This window comes from Citrobacter sp. GW821-FHT07H02, from assembly GCF_059418505.1.
Window position 1 is genome coordinate 21954 of record NZ_JBWKPZ010000023.1, and the last position, 24691, is coordinate 46644.

26 protein-coding genes and 1 riboswitch are annotated in these 24691 nt (G+C 52.3%); of the genes, 13 read left to right on the forward strand and 13 right to left on the reverse strand.

Translation table 11 applies throughout. The annotated features are described in order from the left end of the window. The first annotated feature begins 13 nt into the window (after positions 1–13). Positions 14–223, forward strand: a complete 210-nt coding sequence (gene glgS / locus AC07NP_RS19095) for a cell surface composition regulator GlgS (RefSeq protein WP_192613516.1) — start codon at positions 14–16, stop codon at positions 221–223. Between the two features lie 34 nt (positions 224–257). Here the strand turns inward: glgS and ubiK are convergent, their stop codons facing one another. Then, positions 258–554, reverse strand: a complete 297-nt coding sequence (gene ubiK / locus AC07NP_RS19100) for a ubiquinone biosynthesis accessory factor UbiK (protein WP_203359954.1) — start codon at positions 552–554, stop codon at positions 258–260. Between the two features lie 132 nt (positions 555–686). Continuing rightward, positions 687–836: riboswitch (FMN riboswitch) on the forward strand. A 105-nt stretch (positions 837–941) separates the two neighbouring features. Here ubiK and ribB point away from each other — a divergent pair. After that, positions 942–1595, forward strand: a complete 654-nt coding sequence (gene ribB / locus AC07NP_RS19105) for a 3,4-dihydroxy-2-butanone-4-phosphate synthase (protein WP_192613514.1) — start codon at positions 942–944, stop codon at positions 1593–1595. A gap of 282 nt (positions 1596–1877) precedes the next feature. Further along, complete coding sequence (locus AC07NP_RS19110) at positions 1878–2054, forward strand: hypothetical protein (RefSeq protein ID WP_494661415.1); 177 nt, start codon at positions 1878–1880, stop codon at positions 2052–2054. Between the two features lie 74 nt (positions 2055–2128). Here AC07NP_RS19110 and zupT read toward each other — a convergent pair whose 3' ends face one another. Then, positions 2129–2902, reverse strand: coding sequence for a zinc transporter ZupT (gene zupT / locus AC07NP_RS19115; protein ID WP_192613513.1), 774 nt, complete (start codon positions 2900–2902; stop codon positions 2129–2131). 142 nt (positions 2903–3044) lie between these two features. Between zupT and ygiD the strand changes: the two genes are divergently transcribed. Next, on the forward strand, positions 3045–3833 hold the full coding sequence (gene ygiD / locus AC07NP_RS19120; protein ID WP_494661416.1) for a 4,5-DOPA-extradiol-dioxygenase: 789 nt from the start codon (positions 3045–3047) through the stop codon (positions 3831–3833). A gap of 85 nt (positions 3834–3918) precedes the next feature. On the opposite strand, the gene AC07NP_RS19125 is transcribed toward ygiD, so the two are convergent. Both AC07NP_RS19125 and AC07NP_RS19130 read right to left on the reverse strand, forming a co-directional pair. Beyond that, entirely contained in the window at positions 3919–5079 is a 1161-nt protein-coding gene (locus AC07NP_RS19125; RefSeq protein ID WP_494661417.1) for a glutathionylspermidine synthase family protein, read from the reverse strand. Between the two features lie 5 nt (positions 5080–5084). Further along, positions 5085–5756 carry a DUF1190 family protein gene (locus tag AC07NP_RS19130; protein ID WP_494661418.1) on the reverse strand — a complete coding sequence of 224 codons (672 nt, stop codon included), beginning with the start codon at positions 5754–5756 and terminating at the stop codon, positions 5085–5087. A gap of 28 nt (positions 5757–5784) precedes the next feature. Here AC07NP_RS19130 and AC07NP_RS19135 point away from each other — a divergent pair, with 28 nt between their 5' ends. Next, positions 5785–5940, forward strand: coding sequence for a hypothetical protein (locus tag AC07NP_RS19135; protein ID WP_494661419.1), 156 nt, complete (start codon positions 5785–5787; stop codon positions 5938–5940). Between the two features lie 32 nt (positions 5941–5972). Here the strand turns inward: AC07NP_RS19135 and tolC are convergent, their stop codons facing one another. Next, positions 5973–7445, reverse strand: a complete 1473-nt coding sequence (gene tolC / locus AC07NP_RS19140; protein ID WP_494661420.1) for an outer membrane channel protein TolC — start codon at positions 7443–7445, stop codon at positions 5973–5975. A gap of 205 nt (positions 7446–7650) precedes the next feature. On the opposite strand from tolC, the gene nudF reads away from it, so the two are divergent. The 5 genes from nudF to parE are packed head-to-tail and all read left to right on the forward strand — an operon-like array spanning position 7651 to position 12056. Next, positions 7651–8283 carry an ADP-ribose diphosphatase gene (gene nudF, locus AC07NP_RS19145; protein WP_494661421.1) on the forward strand — a complete coding sequence of 211 codons (633 nt, stop codon included), beginning with the start codon at positions 7651–7653 and terminating at the stop codon, positions 8281–8283. Continuing rightward, complete coding sequence (locus tag AC07NP_RS19150; protein WP_012135164.1) at positions 8280–8702, forward strand: DUF1249 family protein; 423 nt, start codon at positions 8280–8282, stop codon at positions 8700–8702. The genes nudF and AC07NP_RS19150 overlap by 4 nt, the downstream gene beginning before the upstream one ends. A 24-nt stretch (positions 8703–8726) precedes the next feature. After that, entirely contained in the window at positions 8727–9554 is an 828-nt protein-coding gene (gene cpdA, locus AC07NP_RS19155; RefSeq protein ID WP_203359961.1) for a 3',5'-cyclic-AMP phosphodiesterase, read from the forward strand. Further along, a complete protein-coding gene (gene yqiA / locus AC07NP_RS19160) occupies positions 9554–10135 on the forward strand; it encodes an esterase YqiA (RefSeq protein WP_192613506.1) in 582 nt (193 codons plus the stop codon). The genes cpdA and yqiA overlap by 1 nt, the downstream gene beginning before the upstream one ends. A 28-nt stretch (positions 10136–10163) precedes the next feature. After that, the gene (gene parE, locus AC07NP_RS19165) at positions 10164–12056 is read left to right on the forward strand and encodes a DNA topoisomerase IV subunit B (RefSeq protein ID WP_203359962.1); all 1893 of its coding nucleotides are present in this window, start codon (positions 10164–10166) and stop codon (positions 12054–12056) included. Between the two features lie 57 nt (positions 12057–12113). On the opposite strand, the gene AC07NP_RS19170 is transcribed toward parE, so the two are convergent. The 8 genes from AC07NP_RS19170 to qseB all read right to left on the reverse strand — a co-directional run bounded on the left by AC07NP_RS19170 (position 12114) and on the right by qseB (position 19978). Then, the gene (locus AC07NP_RS19170; protein WP_494661422.1) at positions 12114–13343 is read right to left on the reverse strand and encodes a NupC/NupG family nucleoside CNT transporter; all 1230 of its coding nucleotides are present in this window, start codon (positions 13341–13343) and stop codon (positions 12114–12116) included. Further along, a complete protein-coding gene (locus tag AC07NP_RS19175; protein WP_494661423.1) occupies positions 13343–14308 on the reverse strand; it encodes a nucleoside hydrolase in 966 nt (321 codons plus the stop codon). The genes AC07NP_RS19170 and AC07NP_RS19175 overlap by 1 nt, the downstream gene beginning before the upstream one ends. A gap of 18 nt (positions 14309–14326) precedes the next feature. Next, on the reverse strand, positions 14327–15061 hold the full coding sequence (locus AC07NP_RS19180; RefSeq protein ID WP_494661424.1) for an outer membrane protein OmpK: 735 nt from the start codon (positions 15059–15061) through the stop codon (positions 14327–14329). Between the two features lie 26 nt (positions 15062–15087). Beyond that, positions 15088–16308, reverse strand: a complete 1221-nt coding sequence (locus AC07NP_RS19185) for a ribokinase (RefSeq protein WP_494661425.1) — start codon at positions 16306–16308, stop codon at positions 15088–15090. Between the two features lie 571 nt (positions 16309–16879). Further along, positions 16880–17194: a putative quinol monooxygenase gene (locus AC07NP_RS19190; protein ID WP_203359966.1), complete on the reverse strand. Its 315-nt coding sequence runs from the start codon at positions 17192–17194 to the stop codon at positions 16880–16882. Positions 17195–17282: 88 nt separating this feature from the next. Beyond that, the gene (locus tag AC07NP_RS19195; protein ID WP_494661426.1) at positions 17283–17864 is read right to left on the reverse strand and encodes an NAD(P)H-dependent oxidoreductase; all 582 of its coding nucleotides are present in this window, start codon (positions 17862–17864) and stop codon (positions 17283–17285) included. Positions 17865–17972: 108 nt separating this feature from the next. Then, on the reverse strand, positions 17973–19322 hold the full coding sequence (gene qseC / locus AC07NP_RS19200; RefSeq protein WP_494661427.1) for a quorum sensing histidine kinase QseC: 1350 nt from the start codon (positions 19320–19322) through the stop codon (positions 17973–17975). Continuing rightward, on the reverse strand, positions 19319–19978 hold the full coding sequence (gene qseB, locus AC07NP_RS19205; RefSeq protein WP_494661428.1) for a quorum sensing response regulator transcription factor QseB: 660 nt from the start codon (positions 19976–19978) through the stop codon (positions 19319–19321). Before qseB ends, qseC begins: the two co-directional genes overlap by 4 nt. 152 nt (positions 19979–20130) lie before the next feature. Between qseB and AC07NP_RS19210 the strand changes: the two genes are divergently transcribed. The 3 genes from AC07NP_RS19210 (at position 20131) to parC (ending at position 24653) form a co-directional block, all read left to right on the forward strand. Beyond that, the gene (locus tag AC07NP_RS19210; protein ID WP_162379494.1) at positions 20131–20523 is read left to right on the forward strand and encodes a YgiW/YdeI family stress tolerance OB fold protein; all 393 of its coding nucleotides are present in this window, start codon (positions 20131–20133) and stop codon (positions 20521–20523) included. 118 nt (positions 20524–20641) lie between these two features. After that, complete coding sequence (locus AC07NP_RS19215; RefSeq protein WP_494661429.1) at positions 20642–22249, forward strand: ABC transporter substrate-binding protein; 1608 nt, start codon at positions 20642–20644, stop codon at positions 22247–22249. 145 nt (positions 22250–22394) lie between these two features. Then, positions 22395–24653, forward strand: a complete 2259-nt coding sequence (gene parC, locus AC07NP_RS19220) for a DNA topoisomerase IV subunit A (RefSeq protein WP_203359971.1) — start codon at positions 22395–22397, stop codon at positions 24651–24653. The last annotated feature ends 38 nt before the right edge of the window (positions 24654–24691 follow it).

Sequence of the window (24691 nt, forward strand, 5' to 3'; positions counted from 1 at the left end):
TTAACTGGAGGGTATGCTCATGAACAACAAGAATGTGTATTCGTTGAACAACTTCGATTTTCTGGCCCGTAGCTTTGCCAGAATGCAGGCTGAAGGTCGCCCTGTCGATATCCATGCCGTCACCGGAAACATGGATGAGGAGCACCGGAGCTGGTTCTGCAAGCGCTACGCGCTTTACTGCCAACAGGCGACACGAGCAAAACAATTAGAACTCGAACACTGAAAAAAGAAACGGGCCCATTGGCCCGTTTCTTTTTTTACTCTTGTGTATCCACTGGCGGAATGGCAGGCGCAGGTTTGACGTCGGCAGGCGACTGGCGCGTTTCCAGTTCACTGAGGCGCTGCTCAAGCAGTGCCAGCTTTTCACGGGTACGCAGTAACACCTGAGTTTGCACATCAAACTCTTCGCGGCTCACCAGATCGAGACGCGTCAGCTGTGATTGCAGCGTTTGACGAATTTTCTTCTCGACGTCTTCCCCGAACTCCCGGATCCCTTTCGGCATCGACTCGTGAACCTGGCGAGCGATTTGCTCAATTTTTTTCGGGTCAATCATTGTGGTTTCCCTGAACTGGTAAGTGTTGAGGCACATTGTAGTGCGATCTGCGTGAGGCATAAACCAGAATTGTGTGACCTGTGGCTGAGTAAAGGCGTTGATGAAGGTAATCAATAGCGTTATAGTTATCTCGCTTATTCTCAGGGCGGGGCGAAATTCCCCACCGGCGGTAAATCAACCTATGTTGAAAGCCCGCGAGCGCTTTGGGTGCAAACTCAAAGGTCAGCAGATCCGGTGTAATTCCGGAGCCGACGGTTAGAGTCCGGATGGGAGAGAGTAACGATCCAGCCGGGCATGGACCCGCTCACGTTATTTTTTTGCCGCATAGCGGTACTCCTAAGACTGCCCTGATTCTGGTAACCATAATTTTAGTGAGGTTTTTTTACCATGAATCAGACGCTACTTTCCTCTTTTGGTACGCCTTTTGATCGTGTCGAACACGCTCTGTCCGCGCTGCGTGAAGGACGCGGAGTGATGGTGCTTGACGACGAAGATCGTGAAAACGAAGGCGATATGATTTTCCCTGCCGAAATAATGACCGTTGAGCAGATGGCATTGACCATTCGTCACGGTAGCGGCATCGTTTGCCTGTGTATCACTGAAGATCGCCGCAAACAGCTCGACCTGCCTATGATGGTGGAAAATAACACCAGCGCTTACGGCACGGGCTTTACGGTGACGATTGAAGCCGCTGAAGGCGTGACCACCGGTGTTTCTGCGGCCGACCGCATTACCACTGTGCGTGCTGCCATTGCCGACGGTGCTAAACCTTCTGACCTCAACCGTCCGGGGCACGTTTTCCCGCTGCGCGCTCAGGCTGGTGGGGTGTTGACTCGCGGCGGCCATACGGAAGCGACCATCGATCTGGTGACGCTGGCAGGTTTTAAACCTGCAGGCGTTCTGTGTGAACTGACCAACGATGACGGCACAATGGCTCGCGCGCCGGAGTGCATCAAGTTTGCAGGTGAACACAATATGGCTGTCGTCACCATTGAAGATTTGGTGGCTTACCGCCAGGCGCACGCGCGTAAGGCCAGCTGACTGGCGTACCACCCGTCGGGTGGTAATACGTGATGAAAGAAACCGAAGCCAGTTTACTGACTTCGGTTTTTTGTTTTTATTGGTTCGAAAAAATACACCGTTTATCCCACAGACGTTAATTTTGCGGACGGTCTGGCCTTTAATAAAAGCCCAATCTTTTTCTCTATGATCAAAATCATATTCTCAATTTCATACTGTGCCAGTATATGAATATACCTAAAGATAGGTATGTAAAATTTTAACGTTAAATGTTTGGCAATGTTAAATTTTAAGGGTAAAAGGATGTTTATCGCCTGGTATTGGATTGTATTAATTGTTCTTGTCGTCGTGGGTTATTTTTGCCATATGAAACGTTATTGCAGAGCGTTCAGACAAGACAGGGACGCGCTGCTCGAGGCTCGCAACACGCTATTTCGCCGCACAGGCGAAGATAGTCGTGTTGCCAGGGACCAGGAATAACTTTTATTCTCATATATTCTTGATAGGAAAGCATGATGTTGTCCTGAATGATGAGGACAACATCTGTGGTTGCGTTACCCGATTCCCATCGATTGAAGTATCACAAGGCTGAGTCCCATCACCGACATCCCACACAGAACGCCGTAGCTGGGGTTATTATTAGGGTCGATCTCTTTTGCCAGGGGCATTAATTCATCTACGGATAACGCCACCATAATTCCCGCCACCGCAGCCATAATCGACGCCATTACGACAGGCGAAATCAAACTGCCTAGAATTAACCAGGCTAATATGCCGCCGAGAATTTCCGCCATACCGGAAATCCCTGCCCAGAAAATGGCCGTACGTTTTGAACCTGTTGCGGCATAAACCGGCCCGGCAACCGCTAAACCTTCGGGAATATTGTGTAAGGCGACCGCCAGAGCAATCCCGAAGCCCAGTTCAAGATTGCTGCTGGCGGTAACAAACGTCGCGATCCCTTCCGGAAAATTGTGCAGACTGATGCCCAGCGTCAATAAGATGGCGGTGCGTTTAATGGAGCCAGGCAGCGGCCGCGTTGTTTTCTGTACTAAATCTTGCGGGTGGGCGTGGGGAAGCAGGCGATCCAGCCCGAAATAACCCAACAGTCCAGTAATAAACATGCCGTAGCCTAAGAGGGGGGACATGCCTTCCGCTGCCAACGCTGCCGGCAGCATTTCCATCAGCGAGATAAGCAGCATGATGCCTGCCGCGAATCCCAGCGAAAACGCCAGCACGCGATTAGAGGGTTTTTGTCCCAGCACGCCAAGAAAGGCGCCAATAAAAGTGGCGGCACCCGCCAATAAGGTCAGAATTAAAGGTACTGACATCGACAACTCCTTATGATTCTGCTGTCCGGACCTGACCTTCAAAATAACTGATGATCTTCATCATGGTTATCTGAGTTCTTCAACTACCGAAAAAGCGTATTGTGAGGATATCAAAATGACCTCCCTGAGTAAGGATATCATCATGTCTTCAACGCGTATGCCAGCATTGTTTTTGGGTCACGGCAGTCCAATGAATGTTCTGGAAGATAACGTCTATACCCGCGCCTGGCGGCACCTGGGGGAGGTATTACCGCGTCCGAAAGCGATTGTGGTGGTATCGGCTCACTGGTTCACCCGCGGGACCGGCGTGACGGCAATGGAAGCCCCGAAAACCATTCATGATTTTGGCGGTTTTCCACAGGCGCTTTACGATACCCACTATCCGGCGCCCGGTTCGCCAGAGTTGGCGCAACGTCTGGTGGAGTTGCTGTCTCCTGTTCCTGTTACGCTCGATAAAGAGGCCTGGGGCTTTGACCATGGCTCCTGGGGAGTGCTGATCAAGATGTATCCCGACGCGGATATCCCGATGGTGCAGTTAAGCATCGACAGCACAAAACCCGCCGCCTGGCACCTCGAAATGGGGCGTAAACTGGCGGTCCTGCGCGATGAAGGCATTATGCTGGTCGCCAGCGGTAACGTGGTGCATAACCTGCGCACGGCGCGCTGGCACGGTGAGAATACGCCGTATCCGTGGGCGACATCATTCAATGATTATGTGAAGGCGAATCTGACGTGGCAGGGACCCGTTGAGCAGCATCCGCTGGTTAACTATCTCGAGCATGAAGGGGGTTCGTTGTCGAATCCAACGCCGGACCACTACCTGCCACTATTGTATGTGTTAGGTGCGTGGGATGGCAAAGAGCCAGTATCAATACCGGTGGACGGTATCGAGATGGGCAGCCTGAGTATGTTGTCGGTACAGGTGGGGTGATTAATACCCGATGGCGCTATGCTTATCGGGCCTGGCGTTTGCGCCGCAGGCCGGGTAAGGCGAAGTCGCCCCCCGGCACAACGAATTACTCAACGAAAATATGCGGGTAGAAACGGGAAAGATCCTGAGTGATCAGCGCTCTGTCTTCGCGAATGCCGATCCCGGCTGGTTGATCGTTAATCAACCAACTGCCGATCAACATGTAGCTGTCGCCAAATTTTGGCAACTGATAAAACTGTTGCACGATCATACCTTCTTCACCGTACGGGCCTTCCGCCGCTTCGATCGTTTTACCGTTCTCAATGATCGAGACGTTGGCACCTTCACGAGAGAAGATAGGCTTCACGACGAATTTTTCCATCTGCGGATGGTCATCTTCGGCGAAATAGGCTGGCAGCAGGTTCGGATGGTTCGGGAACATTTCCCACAGCAACGGTAACAGAGCTTTGTTGGAGATGATGCTCTTCCATGCCGGTTCCAGCCAGCGAACGCCAGCATCTTCCAGTTTGGTGGAGAACATCTCGCGCAGCATAAACTCCCACGGATAGAGCTTGAACAGGTTGGCAATAACCTGATCCTGTAAGTCCGTGAACTGACCTTTTTCACCGAGACCGATATCTTCGATGTGGAGGAATTCAGTGGCGATTTCGGCTTCAGCTGCACAATCCTGCAGGTATTGAATCGTACCGCGATCTTCAACCGTATCGCGGCAGCAGGTTAGATGTAGCAGTTGAAAACCGTACTGCTCACGAAGTTCTGCAAAGCGCTCGATCAGCTTCTCTTGCAGGCTGTTAAACTGATCGCTACCTTCCGGTAAGTTGCCTGCATTGAGTTGATCTTCCAGCCAGATCCACTGGAAAAATGCCGCTTCATAGAGCGAGGTCGGGGTATCAGCGTTATTCTCCAGCAGTTTGGGTTCACCGATGCCGTCCCACGCCAGATCAAGGCGGGAATAGAGCGAAGGCTGACTCGTCTGCCATGACTGGCGAACAAATCCCCAGGTATGCTTCGGAATACGAAACTTCGTCATGAGCTCATCGCTGGCGATGACCTTCTCAACCACCTTGAGGCACATCTGGTGCAGCTCAGCGGTGACCTCTTCCAGTTTCTCAACTTGGGCGAGCGTCAGCTTGTAATACGCATCTTCACACCAGTAGGGCTCGCCGTACATGGTGTGAAAATTAAAACCGTATTCTGTGGCTTTGTCGCGCCAGTCCGGGCGCTCAGTAATACTGACTCTTTCCATGAGTATCAGCCACCCATCGAGCGAGTTGTGGTGCCGCTGGCGCTACGCTGCATCGTGCTTTGTTTCGCAACAGATTCACCAAAACCACCGCGCGTCACGGTTGATGTGGTTGCCGGTTTAGGCGCCATCGCCGTCTTCGGTACGGTCATGGTGCGGCCTGGCTGCGCGGCACCGTAGTTCTTGCCGCCAGCATCGGTATATTTACCGTAAGCAGGGCTGGCCGGGTTTTTCGAGCTAAACAGCGGTTGCTGCGCAAAGCCTGCGCCGCCGCCCATCATGCGGCCCATCATGTAACCTGCCATCAACGGCATCCAGAAGCTGCCGCTGGATTGTTGCGCCTGTGCCTGATTCTCTGGTGCCACTCCTGCCTGGGCAGGCGTTTTCTGACACTGGCCTTCGCCAAATTCGGCGATGCAATCTTCACGCGTGGCATATTTTGGCGCGGTACGTTCTGCTTCTTTCACGGCATTGTTGAATGCCGTTGTACATTCCGCGCTTTTACCTGGGTTAGCTGCAGAACAGTCGTCCGCATTTTGATAAAGCGAAACCGTTTCATCGGTTTGTTCACAGCCTGCCAGCATAAAGACTGCGGTGACCGCCAGTGCGACCGGCGTTAAATGGCGAGCGCTCCAGCTTTTGCGGAACGAGGCGTGATGTATGGATTTTGTCCGTTTCATTTTCGTCTTCCAGGACCCAGTAGTGAATATGGCAAATAATGCTCAGGATAGAGGATGGCTGGTCGAAAATGAAGCGAGAAGAGGCGAGAATGCGGGGAAATCGCGGGATCTTTACGTTGCCTTACGTTCGACCAGCAATTTAGCGCCAGCTGGCGCTGCGCTTCCCGAACCTACGCGTTTGTAGGCCCGGTAAGCAGAGCGCCATCGGCAATTTTATCAGTTACGGAATGGGTTGTTGCCGTTGCTGCTGGTCGGTTGTACTGACGCAGGCTGCGTTTCCGGGGCAGCGTTGTCGGCAGTATAGCCGTCAGCGCTGGCGTCCTGCTGTGCGTTTTCCGGCGCCACGATATCTGGCGTAGTGGAAATCGGTTTGCCCAGCGTGTTGTTCAGAGCAACCAGGTCCTGTTCGTTCAGCGTACCGAGCGCAGCTTTGATGTTCAGCTGGTTAATCAGGTAGTTATAGCGAGCGCTGGAAAGTTGTTGCTTCGCGTTGTACAGCGTGGTGGTGGCATCCAACACATCCACGATGGTACGCGTACCGACGGAATAACCGGCTTCCATGGCATCCAATGAACTTTGTGCAGAGATAACGGCTTGTTTATACGCGTTAATGCTGCTGATAGAGGCATTGATGTTGTTGAAGGAGGAACGCACGGTCTGCACGACGCTGCGGTGTGCGCTTTCCAGTTGCTCACTCGCACCAACAAAGTTGTACTGCGCTTGTTTCACCTGAGAATTGACCTGTCCGCCCTGATACAACGGCAAAGAGAAGCTCAGACCAATTTTGTTTTGGCCCAGGTTGCTGTCGTCATACTGTGACGTGTTGGTTTTCGACCCGCTATACGAGGTATCGGAGATCCCCGTTGATGCGTTTAAATCCAGCGTTGGCAAGTGACCGTCCTGCGCCAGACGGATTTGCTCACGCGCCAGATCCTGGGTCAGGCGGGCTTGCAACAGCGCCAGGTTACGGTTTTCTGCTTCTTTCAGCAGTGCATTCACGGCCTGCGGTTTGTTGGTTTTAAAACCATCAACATTCAGGGATGCCAGTTCTGGGTAGTAATTGCCGGTGACCTGGCGCAACGTTTCAACTGCATTATCGAGGTTGTTACGTGCGGTCACTTCGTCCGCTAACACGGTATCGTATTGTGAACGGGCGTTCTGAACGTCAGTGATCGCAACCAGACCCACGTTAAAACGTTGAGTGGTTTGATCCAACTGACGATAAATCGCCTGTTTCTGCGCTTCGGTAAAGGAGAGCGCGTCAATGGCGCTCAGCACATTGAAGTAGGCTGTTGCGGTGTTCAGGATCAGCGTTTGCTGGTCTGTCTGAAAGGTGACGTCCTGAATACCGGCAGATTTTTCCTGCAATGTCAGCGCGCGCCATTTCGACATATCGAACAGGGTCTGAGTCAATTGCAAAGAGGCGCTGGTTGCGTTGGAGTCGACGCCGTTGGCGTCACGGTAGCCGTTGCTATAGGTGTAATCGGCACCTAAACCCAGTTGCGGCAGTAAAGGACTACGCGCTTCGTTAATTTTTTCGAATGCAGCATCGCGATCGGCGGCGGATTTACGCAATTCCGGGTTGCTCAGGCGTGCTTGCTGATAAACTTGCATCAGGTTCTCTGCCTGGCTCAAAGTGCTGAACCCCGACAGGCTCAGGCCGATAAGGATGGGGAGCAATTTCTTCATTTGCATTCCTTGTTGTGAAGCAGTATTTAGCGCTGATCAAATTGTAAAATAATTGATGATTCTAGCAGAATCCGCCACTGCGAAAAGTTGGCGTTATGTGCCATACGGCGTTAATTTGCACCAATTTATCACAAGCCAGGTGAAACAGTATTCAAACGGCCTTGAAATTCACATTCTAATCACTATTGGTAACCAGGACAGAACAATGAATAAACAAGACAGCTCGCCGATGACTTTCTCCAAAAACGATGTAGAAATTATTGCACGAGAAACGCTTTATCGCGGTTTTTTTTCATTGGACCTTTATCGCTTTCGCCATCGTTTATTCAATGGAGAAATGAGTGGTGAGGTTCAGCGTGAAATTTTTGAGCGCGGGCACGCCGCAGTCTTGCTACCCTTTGACCCTGAGCGTGACGAAGTTGTGCTGGTGGAACAGATCCGTATCGCGGCGTATGACACCAGTGAGAGCCCGTGGTTGCTGGAGATGGTCGCCGGGATGATCGAAGAGGGCGAAACCGCAGAAGATGTCGCTCGCCGCGAGGCGATGGAAGAGGCTGGTCTTGACGTCAAACAGACGAAGACGGTGATGAGTTATCTGGCAAGCCCTGGCGGCACCAGTGAGCGCCTGTCAATTTTAGTGGGTGAAGTGGACGCCACGACCGCAAGCGGGATTCACGGTCTGGCGGATGAAAACGAAGATATTCGTGTTCATGTGGTAAGTCGGGAGCAGGCATACCAGTGGGTGGAAGAGGGGAAAATCGACAACGCGGCGTCTGTCATCGCTTTGCAATGGCTGCAACTGCACTATCAAGAGTTAAAAAACGAGTGGAAAAAATGAAGCGTTATACACCTGACTTTCCTGAGATGATGCGCCTGTGCGAAACCAACTTTTCGCAATTGCGCCGCCTGTTGCCGCGTAATGACGCACCCGGCGAAACAGTGAGCTATCAGGTGGCAAACGCACAATATCGGTTAACGATTGTGGAATCGACCCGATACACTACCCTGGTGGCGATTGAGCAGACCGCGCCTGCCATCACCTACTGGAGCCTGCCGTCGCTGACGGTGCGCCTGTATCATGATGCGATGGTGGCTGAAGTGTGTTCAAGTCAGCAGATCTTTCGCTTCAAAGCGCGGTATGATTATCCAAATAAAAAGTTGCATCAACGCGACGAAAAGCATCAAATTAATCAGTTTTTAGCTGATTGGTTAAGGTACTGTTTAGCACATGGAGCGATGGCGATTCCGGTTTACTAGCGTCGTGAAACCTAAGGACACCATTTGGAAAGCCTGTTAACCCTTCCTTTGGCTGGTGAGGCCAGAGTCAGGATTTTACAAATTACAGACACTCACCTGTTTGCCGCAAAGCACGAAACACTACTGGGCGTGAATACCTGGGAAAGCTACCAGGCCGTACTGGATGCGATCCATGCGCAGCAGATCGCGTTCGATCTGATCGTGGCAACGGGCGATTTGGCTCAGGATCAAAGTTCTGCGGCCTATCAGCATTTTGCTGAAGGCATCGCAAGCTTTCGTGCGCCTTGCGTTTGGTTGCCTGGCAACCACGATTTTCAACCCGCGATGTACAGCGCGTTACAGGATGCGGGGATCTCCCCGGCCAAACGTGTCTGGATTGGCGAACAGTGGCAAATTTTGTTGCTGGACAGTCAGGTTTTTGGCGTTCCCCACGGCGAGTTAAGTGAGTTCCAGCTTGAATGGCTGGAGCGTAAACTTGCCGATGCGCCGGAGCGAAATACGCTGTTGCTTCTGCATCACCACCCGCTGCCTGCGGGATGTAGCTGGCTTGACCAGCACAGTCTGCGCAACGCCGCGGAACTGGACAACATACTGGTGAACTATCCTCGCGTTAAGTATTTGTTGTGCGGGCATATTCATCAGGAGCAAGATCTGGACTGGAATGGACGTCGTCTGATGGCGACCCCGTCGACATGCGTTCAGTTTAAGCCGCATTGCGCGAATTTCACGCTGGACACGATTGGTCCGGGCTGGCGTACGCTGGAGTTGTTTGCCGACGGTACGCTGAAAACGGAAGTCTGTCGTCTGCAGGGGACACAGTTCCGACCTGATACCGCTTCAGAAGGCTACTGATGTCTACGCTTCTTTATCTCCACGGATTTAATAGTTCTCCCCGCTCGGCCAAGGCTTGCCTGCTCAAAGGCTGGCTGGCGGAGCACCATCCTCATGTTGAGATGGTGGTGCCGCAATTACCGCCGTATCCTGCCGATGCGGCAGAGCTTCTGGAATCGATTGTGCTTGAACATGGCGGAGAATCGCTGGGCATCGTCGGTTCCTCGCTTGGCGGATATTACGCCACCTGGTTATCGCAATGTTTCATGTTGCCAGCCGTGGTGGTGAACCCCGCAGTAAAACCCTTTGAACTGCTGGTCGACTACCTGGGTCAGAACGAGAACCCCTACACGGGGCAGCAATATGTGCTAGAGTCACGCCATATTTACGATCTTAAAGTCATGCAGATTGACCCGCTCGAAGCACCGGATTTGATTTGGCTGCTGCAACAAACGGGGGATGAAGTGTTGGACTACCGCCAGGCGGTGGCGAATTACGCCTCCTGCCGTCAGACAGTGATTGAGGGCGGAAACCACGCATTCACAGGCTTCGAAGATTATTTCAACCCGATTGTCGATTTCCTTGGACTGCACAGTTTTTGACGATCAACTCGAATTGCTAATTTAAACCATGACGCAAACTTATAACGCTGATGCCATTGAGGTACTCACTGGGCTTGAGCCGGTACGCCGCCGCCCGGGGATGTACACAGATACCACACGCCCTAACCATATGGGTCAGGAAGTTATTGATAACAGTGTGGATGAAGCGCTTGCCGGGCACGCGAAACGTGTCGAGGTAATCCTTCATGCCGATCAGTCACTGGAAGTTATCGATGACGGTCGCGGCATGCCCGTCGACATCCATCCGGAAGAGGGCGTTCCGGCCATTGAGCTGATCCTTTGTCGGTTGCACGCAGGCGGTAAATTTTCTAATAAAAACTACCAGTTCTCCGGCGGCTTGCACGGCGTGGGAATTTCCGTGGTAAACGCCCTGTCAAAGCGTGTTGAAGTTGCCGTTCGCCGCGACGGCCAGATCCACAGTATCGCCTTTGAGCACGGTGAAAAGGTCGAGGATTTGCACGTTTCCGGCACCTGCGGTAAACGCAACACCGGGACCAGCGTCCACTTCTGGCCTGATGAAAGTTTTTTCGACAGCCCGCGTTTTTCCGTGTCTCGTTTAACGCATGTGTTGAAAGCTAAAGCGGTTCTGTGTCCGGGTGTTGAAATCACCTTTAAAGATGACGTTAACAATACCGAACAGCGCTGGTGCTATCAGGATGGTCTGAACGACTATCTGGCCGAAGCCGTAAATGGCCTGCCCACGCTTCCTGAAAAACCGTTTATCGGCAATTTTGAAGGTGAAACGGAAGCCATCGACTGGGCGCTGCTATGGCTGCCGGAAGGCGGCGAGTTGCTGACCGAAAGCTACGTTAACCTGATACCGACCATGCAGGGCGGTACCCACGTCAACGGCTTACGCCAGGGGCTGCTGGATGCCATGCGCGAATTCTGTGAATACCGCAATATTTTACCGCGCGGCGTGAAGCTGTCTGCGGAGGATATCTGGGATCGCTGCGCGTACGTGCTCTCCGTGAAGATGCAGGACCCGCAATTTGCCGGTCAGACCAAAGAGCGTCTCTCTTCGCGTCAGTGCGCGGCCTTTGTTTCTGGCGTGGTGAAAGATGCCTTTAGCCTGTGGCTGAACCAGAACGTGCAGGCAGCGGAACTGCTGGCGGAAATGGCGATTTCCAGCGCTCAGCGTCGTTTGCGCGCCGCGAAGAAAGTGGTGCGTAAAAAACTGACCAGTGGTCCGGCGCTGCCGGGGAAACTGGCGGACTGTACCGCGCAGGATCTCAACCGTACCGAACTGTTTCTGGTGGAAGGGGACTCGGCGGGCGGTTCTGCAAAACAGGCGCGCGATCGTGAGTATCAGGCGATCATGCCGCTGAAAGGTAAGATCCTAAACACCTGGGAAGTCTCCTCCGATGAAGTTCTTGCTTCGCAGGAGGTTCATGATATTTCTGTGGCGATCGGCATAGATCCTGATAGCGACGATTTAAGCCAACTGCGTTACGGCAAGATCTGTATCCTCGCGGATGCGGACTCCGATGGTTTGCACATTGCCACCTTGCTGTGTGCGCTGTTTGTGAAACACTTCCGTACGCTGGTGAAGCATGGACACGTCTACGTTGCGCTGCCGCCGTTATACCGTATCGATCTTGGCAAAGAGGTCTATTACGCGCTGACGGAAGAAGAAAAAGCCGGTGTTCTGGAGCAACTGAAGCGCAAGAAAGGCAAGCCGAACGTGCAGCGCTTTAAAGGTCTGGGCGAAATGAACCCGATGCAGTTGCGCGAAACCACGCTGGATCCGAACACCCGTCGTTTGGTGCAGCTCATCATTGATGACGAAGACGATCAGCGTACTAACGCGATGATGGATATGCTGCTGGCTAAGAAGCGTTCTGAAGACCGCCGCAACTGGCTGCAAGAGAAAGGCGACCTGGCAGATCTCGAAGGATAATTTTCGCGAAGGCGTATGGTTACTGAAAGCGGGGGGAAGACGATTCCCCCCGTTTTTTTACTGAGCAATCAGGAAAAACAGCCCGGTCAACGCGGCGCTCATCAGATTCGACAGCGTACCGGCGAGGATCACCTTAACCCCCATTTTGGCGATAAAGCTTTTTTGTGCAGGTACAATTCCGCCCAGCACGCCGATTAGCGCCGCAGGGGCAGAGAGATTAGCGAACCCCGCCAGCGCCATAATGACAATAATTTGTGAATAGTCGGACAGGCTGGCTTTCAGCGGGATAAAGCTGGTGTACGCGACAAACTCATTGAGCACCAGCTTCTGCCCAAGCAGATTACCCACCTGCAGGATCTCAGACGAAGGCACGCCCAGTAGCCAGGCGACAGGAGCGAACAGGTAGCTGAAGATCAGCTGCAGGGTGACGTTCTCCATGCCAAACAGGCCGAACGCCCAGCCAAGCAGCCCGTTAACCATGGCGATCAGCGCAATCAACGCCAGCAGCATCGCCCCTACATTGACCGCCAGCTTCAGTCCCTGGCTGGCCCCATTGGTGGCCGCTTCGACGATGTTAATCGGTTTTTCTTCTCCGGTAGCCATTGCGCCGGAAACGTCGGCAATATTCTCTGCTTCGGTCTCCGGGTAGAGGATCTTCGCCATCAGCAGCCCGCCAGGGGCGGACATAAACGACGCGGCCACCAGGTAGCGAATTTCAATTCCCATACTGGCGTAACCGACCAGCACCGATCCGGCAATCGACGCCACGCCGCCGCACATCAGGGCGAACAGCTCAGAGCGGGTCATTTTCGGCGCATACGGTCGCATCAGCACAAACACATCTGTATTACCGGCAAAAATATTGGCTGTTGCCGCCATCGACTCCGCCGGGCTGGTTTTCAGCAGCTTATGGATACCGGTGCCGATGAGGCGGATCACCCACTGCATAATGCCCAGGTAGTAGAGCACCGAGAACAGCGCTGACATAAAGATAATGATCGGCAGGACATGGAAGGCGAACAGAAAGCCCATTTTAAAGCGGCCCAGATCGCCAAACAGAAAATTGATCCCCTCGGAAGAGTAGGTGAGCACGCCGGACAGGCTGTTAGAAATCGCCAGCAGGATTTTTTCCCCGGCCGGGACATACAAAATAAACGCAGCCAGCCCGGCCTGAATGGCGAACGCACCGCCCACGGTTCGCAGATTAATCGCTCGTCGGTTGGTGGAAAAGAGCAGTGCGATTGCCAGCAGCACCACGATACCAAGACACAGAATCAGAATTTGCATCATCGCTCCTTATCCGCGTCGATAATCTTGCGAAACAGATCTTTAAACAGATTGTCCCGCTCAATGAACTTCACCACCCGAATCAGATGACGGCGGTTGTCGAAGCTCCAGTTCAGATTGTCATTAATCAGCGGTGCGGGCTGGTACTGGCAGGTGTACCAGCCTGGGTTCAGCACGAACCCGACGGTGGTGATGTCCCAGATAACCTTACGGGACGCGAAGCCAATCCACGGGCAGCGCGGGGCTATCTCCGCAAAATAGCGGCCAATCCGGCTAGTGTTGGCAAAATAAAACTGCATTTCCGGAACGGAGGTCGCCATGCAGTTCGCCACGCCGAAGCAGGGGACTTGCGTCAGCGCCACACCGCTGTCAAACAGCACGCGGCTGGCGGCGATATCCTGCATCAAATTGAATTCCTGATTATCCTTCCAGTCGTGACTATTGCCGCCGAGCCAAATCAGATGAATTTTTTCAATAATATCGGGGGCGAGCAGCAGCGCATTGGCAATATTGGTCGGCGCGCCGATGCTCAGAACCTGAAGCGTCTGCTTTGCCGAACGGGCACGGGAAATCAAATCTGCGACTGCGGGTGAACATTCCGGCATATCGCTGCCGGTCAGATAGCGCGTTGCGCCTTTGAAAATCTCAGGCAGAGCCTGACACGCCGGGAGCTTTTCAAAGACCCGGTGGATCTCTTCAAAGCTAAGCGTCATACCGATGGCGGGATCGTTGACGTCAGTGTGTGAATTGCCCTCGCCAAAAAAATGGTTAGTAAACGGGGCGGCGTAAACGGCCTCTAGATCGATGCGTTCCGGGTGAAGGTAAGCCCAGGCGATAGCAATCTGATCGTCGATTTCATTATAAGTATCGCTATCGATGACGACCGGGACGCGTCCACCCTCCGGAATTGACATCAGCGATATTCTTTTTTCCAGCGTTAACGCTGGCCATTGTGCGGTTAACATAGCAATTCATTCCATGGGTTAGAAATCATAAGCCAGGCGATAGATCAGAATATCTCCGTATCCGTCGGCGCCGAGTTTGTTATAGAAATAGCGGTACATAAACGTGGTGGAGATATGATTGGTAATTTTCCACGTCAGATTAAGTCCGCCATTGAGACCTTCGCTGCCGTAGTTATTTGCAGAGTAGTCGTCATTACGATCCAGCTCAATTTCATTCCAGTTAGAGAATAAAAAATCCTGGTTAAATAGCTGGAAAGCATACCCGGCATTCCAGCCGATGGTAAAACCGTTGAGACCGTTAATATCATAAGCAGGGCCAAAGTTATTATGTGCAGTAATATATTGCCTGGCGATCCACGGTTTAAACCACCATCCATCACCTTTCAAATTTGTATAACCAAGACCTATAAATTGATTCGTTTCTTTAAAGTCGGGACTTTGCGAGTTATAGACCTTGGTGAAAATGCTGGCTCCTGTGTCCCATAAATAGGTATGAATCTCGCCATTGGCAGTTTGCCCCTGGTTCCCTTCTTCCTCTAATATGTTTTCAAAATCGTAAAAGCCATACATTTCCCCCCAATCAAAACCTATGCCACCTTCAATGCCGATCAATGCTTGTTCATATTCTAAATCTTTAACGCCAGCATCCCATGACTGATAATCAAAATGAATATTTCCCCAGCCATATTTTTGTTCTGCTATGGCGGGTAGAGAAATTAATGCAATAATGAGCACTGAAATTATTTTTTTCATTCTTTATATTCCTTATACCGGGATGGTTAGGCGGAATGAGAGTTTGTGAGTGAATTAAGGCGTTTGATAACCACGTTATGTTCCGGCATATTGGATGCCCCCTGACGTTCAACGGCCAGAGAGGCAAAAGCGCCGGCATAAATCAGTGCGCTGGTGATGTTTACTCCGCTGGATAACTGTGCTGCCAGAGCGCCATTAAAAGCATCACCAGCACCTGCGGTATCGATATTCACCGCCGGAAAGGCTGGAAATGAGCGATGTTGTAGGCCGTCAAAGAGCCAGCAACCTCTATTCCCTAATGTGATGATGACAAGTTGCGGTCCCGTGTGATGAATTGCTTCTGCGGCGCGGCGAATGTCATCTTCTGTACGAACAGGCGAACCAACAATTGATTCAGCCTCTGTCAAATTTGGCGTGACAATGGTTGCCCATGACAACAGGTTCCGCGCACTTTCACGCCATGGCGCTGGGTTCAGGATCGTAGTGATACCGCATGTATGAGCAAATTTGAGCGCCATTGCGGTAGCATCAGGGTTGTTTTCCATCTGGGTGAGAAAAACATCAGATTTACCGATAGCGTCATAACAAGTCATTACCTCGTCGGTGCTGAGCGTCTGGTTTGCGCCGGGATTAATCACAATTGCATTATCTCCCGCATCTTCAGAAATCATGACGACAGCGCTGCCGGTTGGAATGGAGGGATGGCTAAACAGCGTGAGTGATTCAAGCCCTACGTTGTCCAGGAATTGTTGTGCTTTTGCCGCAAATTCATCTTCACCCACTTTTGCAGCGAAATGTGTATGTGCTCCGGCCATGCAAGCTGCGACGGCCTGGTTGCTCCCTTTTCCACCAGGAAGGCAGCAAGAACTTAGTGCACGTATGGTTTCTCCAGAATCCGGGAAATGTTGTAAGCGATAGACTAAATCGGTATTGAATGATCCCAAAATAAATACACGTCCATTTTTTTGGGTACTGGCTTGCTTAAAACTAAACATGTTAATATCCATATTGGTATGTAAATAAAGTTTGTTTTCTTCATACGGAAACGCATCGTTAATACTGCAAAGCACAGCGCCGCCATATTGAGGTTGTATCAACCCTGTGTGTTTCAAATCCTGAATGTCACGACGAATTGTTCTTTCGGCTACGCATAATGTTTTTGCTAGCGTCGTAACTTTTACACTTTTATTTTTTTTGATTTCCGAAAGGATAAAGTCTTGACGCAGTTGCCTATAGCGATGGGCCATTGTTTAAATCCTCGTTAGAAACAGTAGATGCAACGCTTAATAATAAATAATTTGTGGATTTTTATTTTTAATATCCAGAGTAAATTCCATTATCTGAATAAGTAATTACATGCCTGGCTGTGGCTGATTATATATAACTTCTAAAGCATTTTGGCACGCGAGATTTTTTTCCAGGATCTCAGAGGCAATGTCTGTAATTACACCTGCTCGTTAATTCGTATTTAAATGATACAGATAAAAGTTAAGAATTGAATGCGGCTTAAATCACATAAAAAACGTACAACTGGACATAATGTCCGATTGAATCATCGGTAGCGGTATTTATGCTATAGAAATATTTTATTCGTGAATTAAATATGGATGTTTATTCTGCTGGGTTATGCGAACTATCCTGCCGGAAAGTTTTTCAGGATATATTTGATGACAGATTTGGTATGTCAGTTGGGAGGGGACTTCAGTGTGGCTGCTTTAAGCGATAGTTCATGTTGCCTGATGGTACTGCACTCATTGCGCATACCATCAGGAGTTGGCCGGATTCGGCTTTACGCCGTCATCCGGCATTAAGACACACTTAAAGACCTGATTCCAGAATACGAATATTCGTTTCCAGCACTTCGCCTTTAACGGCTTCGCTCCAGGCTTTCATGTGTGGGGTCTGCAGATGCGCTTCAAGATGCGCCACGCTTTCCCACAGTTCGATCATCACGATTGAATCAGGGGCTGTTGCCTGGAAGCTCACACCCGCGGCGTGATCGACCATCGGCGCATAGCCGTGGCAACCCTCTTCTTTCAATACGGTGGGGACGATTTTAGCGAACTGTTCCAGTACCGCCTGGCGGTGGTGTTGACCTGGACGCGTACGGATTTCAGCAATGACTGTAAGCATGGTTAACTCCTTCTATACCCGGCATACTTCAAGCTGCAGCTGCGTTGGCTACAGCTTGAATTACTGGGGTCTAATTTTGAATGACCAGTTAACCAAAAATCTCGCTCAGATGCTTGCGATATTCTGCGATATAACGTGGGACGTCCGGCATTTTAATCACGTCGTTGACGATAAAGGTCGGCAGCGGATCCATCCCCAGGAACTGGTTAGCTTTATGGAACGGCAGGTATGCGCCATCCACGCCCACGCCTTCAAAGAATTGATCTTTCTCGGTGAAGGCTTCCATCGGCGCGTTCCAGGTCAGTGAAAGCATATATTTTTTGCCCTGAATCAGACCGCCTGAACCGTACTTCTTCGAGGCGTCTGAACGGGTGCGTCCATCGCTGGCGTACAGGATGCCATGACCTTCAGTGAAGACGTCATCAATGTATTTTTTAACCGTCCACGGCGCGCCCATCCACCAGCCTGGCATCTGCCAGATTATTGTATCGGCCCAGACGAAGTTCTGAATTTCGATGTTGATGTCGTAATCACTTTCGGCACGGACGACTTTAACATCATGCCCGAGGTCGCGCAGGAGGCCATCCGCGACCTCGGTCAGGGTGTCATTCAACTGACCATTGGAATGGGCGAATTTTTTTGCGCCGTTGATAATCAGAATGTTGCTCATTATTTGTCCTCACAGGAATGCGTTTGAAGGCGATTTTACGCTGATGAACGGCCCGGTAAAATTAGCAAAATGTGCAAAGTCTTTTGCTAATTTAGCAATAATCCTGGTTCACCACGTCACCCTGGCTTCAAACCCTCCCTGGGCAGCATGACTAAACGTCACCTCCATGCCATGTAATGCGGCGATCCGGCGAACGATCGACAGGCCCAGTCCGCTGCCTGTCACGCTCTGTCCCGGTGGGCGATAAAAACGTTCGCCGATGTGGGGCAGAATGTCGGGCGCCACGCCGGGGCCATTATCGGTAACGGTAAAACAGCGCGCCTGTAAGGTCACGTTCACGATACTACCCTGCGGGCTGTAGCGAATGGCGTTATCCAGCAGATTTCGTACCAGCAAACTCAGCAACAGAGGCTGCGCGGTTCGCATGACATTGTGTGCATTAATGTTCAGACGCACATCGATGTGTGCCTGCTGCGCCAGATGATAAATCTCCATCACCGCGGATTGCAGAACCTCCTCCAGAGAGAGTTCTGCCACATCCTGTAGATTGTCGAGCGAGTCGAGTCGTGAAAGGGTTAAGAGTTGATCAACCAGTCGCGTGGCGCGGTCAATACCTGCATGCAGTTGCACAAGCGCTTTTTCCCGGGCCTTCGGATCGTCGTCAGAGAGTTGCGCCACTTCAGCCTGGACTTTCAACGCCGTCAAGGGGCTGCGCAGTTCATGGGCCGCGTCTGAGGTGAAGCGTCGTTCACGCACCATCATTGAGTGCGTGCGGATAAATAACTGATTGAGTGCTTCAACCAGCGGGCGGACTTCACTGGGGACGCCTTTAGGATCAAGCGGCTCCTCTGATTCCGGGGCGCGCAAACGCAGCGTTTGCGCCAGTTTTTTCAACGGTTTGAGTTCCCAACTGAGTAACACAATCAGGATCAGCAGCATCAGTGGGAGGGCGATAAGCCAGGGGGTGAGTTGCGCCGTGACGATCGCCAACGCCATATCTTCGCGGTATTCCCACTCTTGCCCCGCCACAATACGGTATTTACCGTCGGCGGAGGTTAACCAGATAAACCGCCATTTGTCGTTATCCCCTTTCAACCGGCCATCATCAAAACCATCCCGACGGTAGCTATAGGGAATGTCCCGTCCGTTATCACCATCGTGCAGCACCATTCTGCCGTCGCGGGTGTACACCGCAAAGGCCAGAACATCGTCATCGACGTGACCGTGTTTGAATTTTTTCGGCGTACGCGCCATTCGGGCCGACGCGTTGATGTCGTTGATATCCAGCGCGCTCAGACGTTTGGCAAACAGCATCAGTTGCGTGTCAAACAGCTCATCAACGTTGTCGGTTGTTTTCTTCCACGCGACAAAGCTGGAAACCGCCCAGGTGAGAGATGCCAGGATCAGAAAGATCAGGGTTAACCTGACCCGCAGACTGAGACGTTGCGTTAATTTCATGCGTCACCCAGGGTGTAGCCGATTCCATGTACGGTACGGATAAAGTCGCTGCCAAGTTTGCGGCGCAGATGATGGACATGCACTTCTACGGCATTGCTGGAGACGTCATCGTCCCAGCTATACAGTTTTTCTTCGATGAGTTTGCGTGGCAGAACTCGCCCGCTGTTGCGCATGAGCAGTTCCAGCAGCGCAAATTCTTTCGGTTTGAGCGGTAAAGGTTCGCCCGCCAGCGTCGCCACCAGGCTACCGGGATTGAGCACCACCTGCCCGTGACGCAGTTCGCTGCTGGCCTGGCCGTTGGCGCGGCGCACCAGCGCCTCCAGTCGGGCGGCGACTTCGATGAGCGCAAAGGGTTTGCAGAGATAGTCGTCTGCGCCGAGACGCAAACCTTCAACACGTTCCGCCAGCGCATCACGCGCCGTCAAAATCAAGACCGGTTCGCGTTTACCGTTTTCACGCCACTCGCGCAGAATCTCCCGCCCGTCCATTCCCGGCAGCGTCAGGTCGAGGATCACCGCATCATACGGGGCGCTGTAGAGCGCTTCTTTACCCAGGCGTCCTTCGGTAAACCAGTCGACGTTGAATCCCATTTTACCCAGACCCGCTTTGACGCCATCGCCAATCAACGCGTCATCTTCTACCAGTAAAATTCGCATGATATTCGTCCCTGCAGTGATTCAGTCTGTGGTCAGTAAACCCTGTCGTCGTGGGCGATGTACAGAAAAAATATCTCTTTTTTTGGCTTAAGAAGTTGTTAAGGATTAACGTATTTAATGGACGTGAAACAACATGAAAGGGAGAAAGTATTATGAAGAAATTGGCTGCAATGATTGCCGTGATGGCATTGAGTTCTGCACCGGTCCTGGCGGCTCAACAGGGCGGATTTTCTGGTCCGACGGCGACGCAAAGTCAAAGCGGTGGGTTTGTTGGCCCGAACGGGAGTAGCACGACGGTCGAAAGCGCGAAATCGCTGCGTGATGATACCTGGGTAACGCTGCGCGGGAATATCGTTGAGCGTATTTCCGACGATTTATATCTGTTTAAAGATGCCACCGGCACCGTGAATGTGGATATCGACCACAAACGCTGGAACGGGGTGACTGTGACGCCGCAGGACGTTGTGGAAATTCAGGGAGAGGTCGATAAAGACTGGAACTCTGTGGAGATCGATGTAAAACAGGTCACCAAAGTTGCCAAATAATCCTTATCAGGGCCGCGCTTGCGGCCCGTTTCTTTATATCAGAAAGATGATGTAAATCAGCCTTCTGACAACATTCAGGCGTAAAGTGATACGCTCTACTTTTTCTGACAGAGATATCATGAAAATGCGTCCTCTATTATGGCTGGTCAGCCTGATATGCACTCCCTCTCTTTTTGCCGCGACAGTTCCTGAAGGAACCGTACTCTCACCGCAACAAATTTTCCGCTATAACAACCACAGCGACCCAGGCACACTGGACCCGCAAAAGGTGGAGGAAAATACCGCCGCACAGGTCGTTCTTGATCTATTTGAAGGTCTGGTCTGGATGGATGGCGAAGGCAATGTGCAACCCGCGCAAGCAGAGCGCTGGGAGGTGCTGGACGGCGGCAAACGGTATGTTTTTCATCTGCGAAAAGGGCTGCAATGGTCAGATGGAACGCCACTGACGGCTCAGGATTTTGTCGTCGGCTGGCAACGCGCGGTGGATCCGCACACGCTCAGCCCTTTTGCGGGGTATCTCGGCGCAGCGCACATTCGCAATGCGCAGGCTATCGTTGAAGGAAAATCGCCGGTGGCCTCACTTGGGGTCAAGGCCGTGGACGACCAGACGCTGGAGGTTTCCCTTGAGCAACCCGTCCCATGGTTTACCGCTATGCTGGCCTGGCCTACGATGTTTCCTGTCCCGCATCATGTGATTGCGCAATATGGCGATGCGTGGAGTAAGCCTGAGCATATGGTCTTCAACGGCGCATTTGTGCTGGATAAATGGGTGGTTAACGAGAAGATCGTGGCGCGTAAAAATCCACGTTACCGTGACGCGAAGCAGACGGTATTGCAACAGGTGGAGTATCTGGCGCTGGATAATGCGGTGACGGGATACAATCGCTATCGTGCAGGCGAGGTCGATCTGACCTGGGTGCCCGCTCAGCAGGTCCCGACAATCGAAAAGAACCTGCCTGGCGAGTTGCGGGTCATTCCCCGCCTGAACAGCGAGTATTATAACTTCAATACCCGCAAAGCCCCCTTCAATGACGTGCGCGTGCGACGTGCACTATATCTCACGGTAGACCGGCAGCTTATTGCGCAGAAGGTTCTGGGGCTGCGGACACCGGCGACAACGTTAACCCCGCCACAGGTCTCTGGTTTTGCCTCGCCCGCGCTGGATGAATTGCAGTTGCCGATGAGTCAGCGGGTCGAAATGGCAAAAGCGCTGCTGAAGCAAGCGGGCTATGACGCCCAACATCCGTTAGCGTTTGAGCTGTTTTACAACAAGTACGATCTTCACGAAAAAACGGCGATCGCGCTCTCTTCTGAGTGGCGAAAGTGGCTGGGCGCGGACGTGAAATTGCGGACGATGGAGTGGAAAACGTATCTGGATGCGCGTCGGGATGGGGATTTTATGCTCTCTCGCCAGTCGTGGGACGCCACTTACAATGAAGCCTCAACGTTCCTGAATACATTGCAGTCGGAGAATACCGAGAATGTCGGGCACTGGCAAAATGCGCACTATGATGCCTTGCTGGCGCAGGCGGCTCAGACAACCGATGCAAAGCAGAGAAACGCACTTTATCAGCAGGCGGAGCTGATCATTTATCAGCAAGCGCCGCTGATCCCGCTCTATTATCAACCGCTGATTAAATTGCTTAAACCGTATGTGGGCGGCTTTCCAGTTCACAATCCGCAGGATTATATCTACAGCAAAGAGTTGTACATCACTGCACACTAGTGGCGTTGCCCCCGTCCTTGCCAATGGGACGGGGGAAAGCTGGCAGACTTTGTGACTCAACGCGCCAGATAGGGTAATATCTGCGGCAATATTGCCTGGCAGATAGCGGGTATTGTTCAGGCTAACAGTTGAGGAACCACGATTAATGAGCGATATGGCAGAGCGCCTTGCGCTGCATGAATTCACGGAAAACGCCTATCTGAACTACTCCATGTACGTCATCATGGACAGGGCGTTGCCGTTTATTGGTGACGGGCTGAAGCCGGTTCAGCGTCGCATCGTGTATGCGATGTCGGAACTGGGACTGAATGCCAGCGCCAAATTTAAAAAATCCGCCCGTACCGTCGGTGACGTACTGGGTAAGTATCATCCTCATGGTGACAGCGCCTGCTACGAAGCCATGGTGCTGATGGCGCAGCCATTCTCTTACCGTTATCCGTTAGTTGACGGCCAGGGGAACTGGGGGGCGCCGGACGACCCGAAATCCTTCGCAGCGATGCGTTATACCGAATCTCGCCTGTCGAAGTACGCGGAGATTCTGCTGGGCGAACTGGGGCAGGGGACGTCAGACTGGGTGCCGAACTTTGACGGTACGATGCAGGAGCCGAAAATGCTGCCTGCGCGTCTGCCGAACATTCTGCTCAACGGGACTACCGGTATTGCGGTCGGGATGGCAACAGACATTCCTCCACATAACCTGCGCGAAGTGGCGAAAGCGGCCATCACCCTGATTGAACAGCCGAAAACGACGCTGGATCAACTGCTGGATATCGTGCAGGGGCCGGACTACCCGACGGAAGCCGAGATCATTACCTCCCGTGCTGAGATCCGTAAGATTTACGAGAACGGGCGCGGCTCCGTGCGCATGCGTGCGGTATGGAATAAAGAAGATGGCGCAGTGGTAATTACCGCGCTGCCGCACCAGGTTTCCGGCGCGCGTGTCCTTGAGCAAATCGCGGCCCAGATGCGCAATAAAAAGCTGCCGATGGTGGACGATCTGCGTGACGAGTCGGATCACGAAAACCCGACGCGTCTGGTGGTCGTACCGCGATCCAATCGTGTGGACATGGATCAGGTGATGAACCACCTGTTCGCCACCACGGATCTGGAAAAAAGCTATCGCATCAACCTGAATATGATCGGTCTGGATGGTCGTCCGGCAGTGAAAAATCTGCTGGAGATCCTGACCGAATGGCTGGCGTTCCGTCGTGACACCGTGCGCCGCCGCCTGAACTATCGTCTGGAGAAAGTCCTCAAGCGCCTGCACATCCTTGAAGGTTTGCTGGTGGCGTTTCTCAATATCGACGAAGTCATTGAGATCATCCGTCACGAAGATGAACCAAAACCTGCGTTGATGTCGCGCTTTGGCATCACTGAAACGCAGGCTGAAGCCATCCTCGAACTGAAACTGCGTCATCTTGCCAAACTGGAAGAGATGAAAATCCGCGGTGAGCAGGATGAGCTGGCGAAAGAGCGTGATCAGTTGCAGAGCATTCTGGCTTCCGAGCGCAAAATGAATAACCTGCTGAAGAAAGAGCTGCAGGCTGACTCTGATGCCTATGGCGACGATCGTCGTTCTCCGTTGCAGGAACGCGAAGAAGCTAAGGCGATGAGCGAGCACGACATGCTGCCGTCTGAGCCAGTGACCATCGTGCTTTCCCAAATGGGCTGGGTGCGTAGCGCCAAAGGTCACGATATTGACGCGCAAGGGCTGAACTATAAATCGGGTGACAGCTTTAAAGCCGCCGTGAAAGGCAAGAGTAACCAGCCCGTGGTGTTCATTGACACGACCGGGCGCAGTTATGCCATCGACCCGATTACGCTGCCGTCGGCACGTGGTCAGGGCGAACCGCTGACCGGTAAGCTTACGCTGCCGCCAGGGGCGACGGTGGATCATATGCTGATGGAAGGCGATGAGCAGAAACTGTTGATGGCGTCTGATGCGGGTTATGGCTTTGTGTGTACCTTCAACGATCTGGTCGCGCGCAATCGTGCGGGCAAAGCACTGATTACGTTACCGGAAAATGCGCATGTGATGCCGCCGGTGGTGATTGAAGATGACACCGATATGCTGCTGGCAATAACACAAGCGGGCCGCATGTTGATGTTCCCGGTCAGCGATCTGCCGCAATTGTCGAAAGGCAAAGGGAATAAGATCATCAATATTCCTTCTGCAGAAGCCGCGAAAGGCGAAGATGGCCTGGCGCAGCTTTACGTTCTGCCGCCACAAAGCACGCTGACGATTCACGTCGGCAAACGCAAAATTAAACTGCGTCCTGAAGAGCTGCAAAAAGTGACTGGCGAACGTGGCCGCCGCGGCACGCTGATGCGTGGTCTGCAACGTATCGATCGTATCGAGATCGACTCTCCTCGTCGCGCAAGCAGTGGCGATAGCGAAGAGTAATTGTCTCGTCTTATTCTCCCTCCTTTCATGGAGGGAGA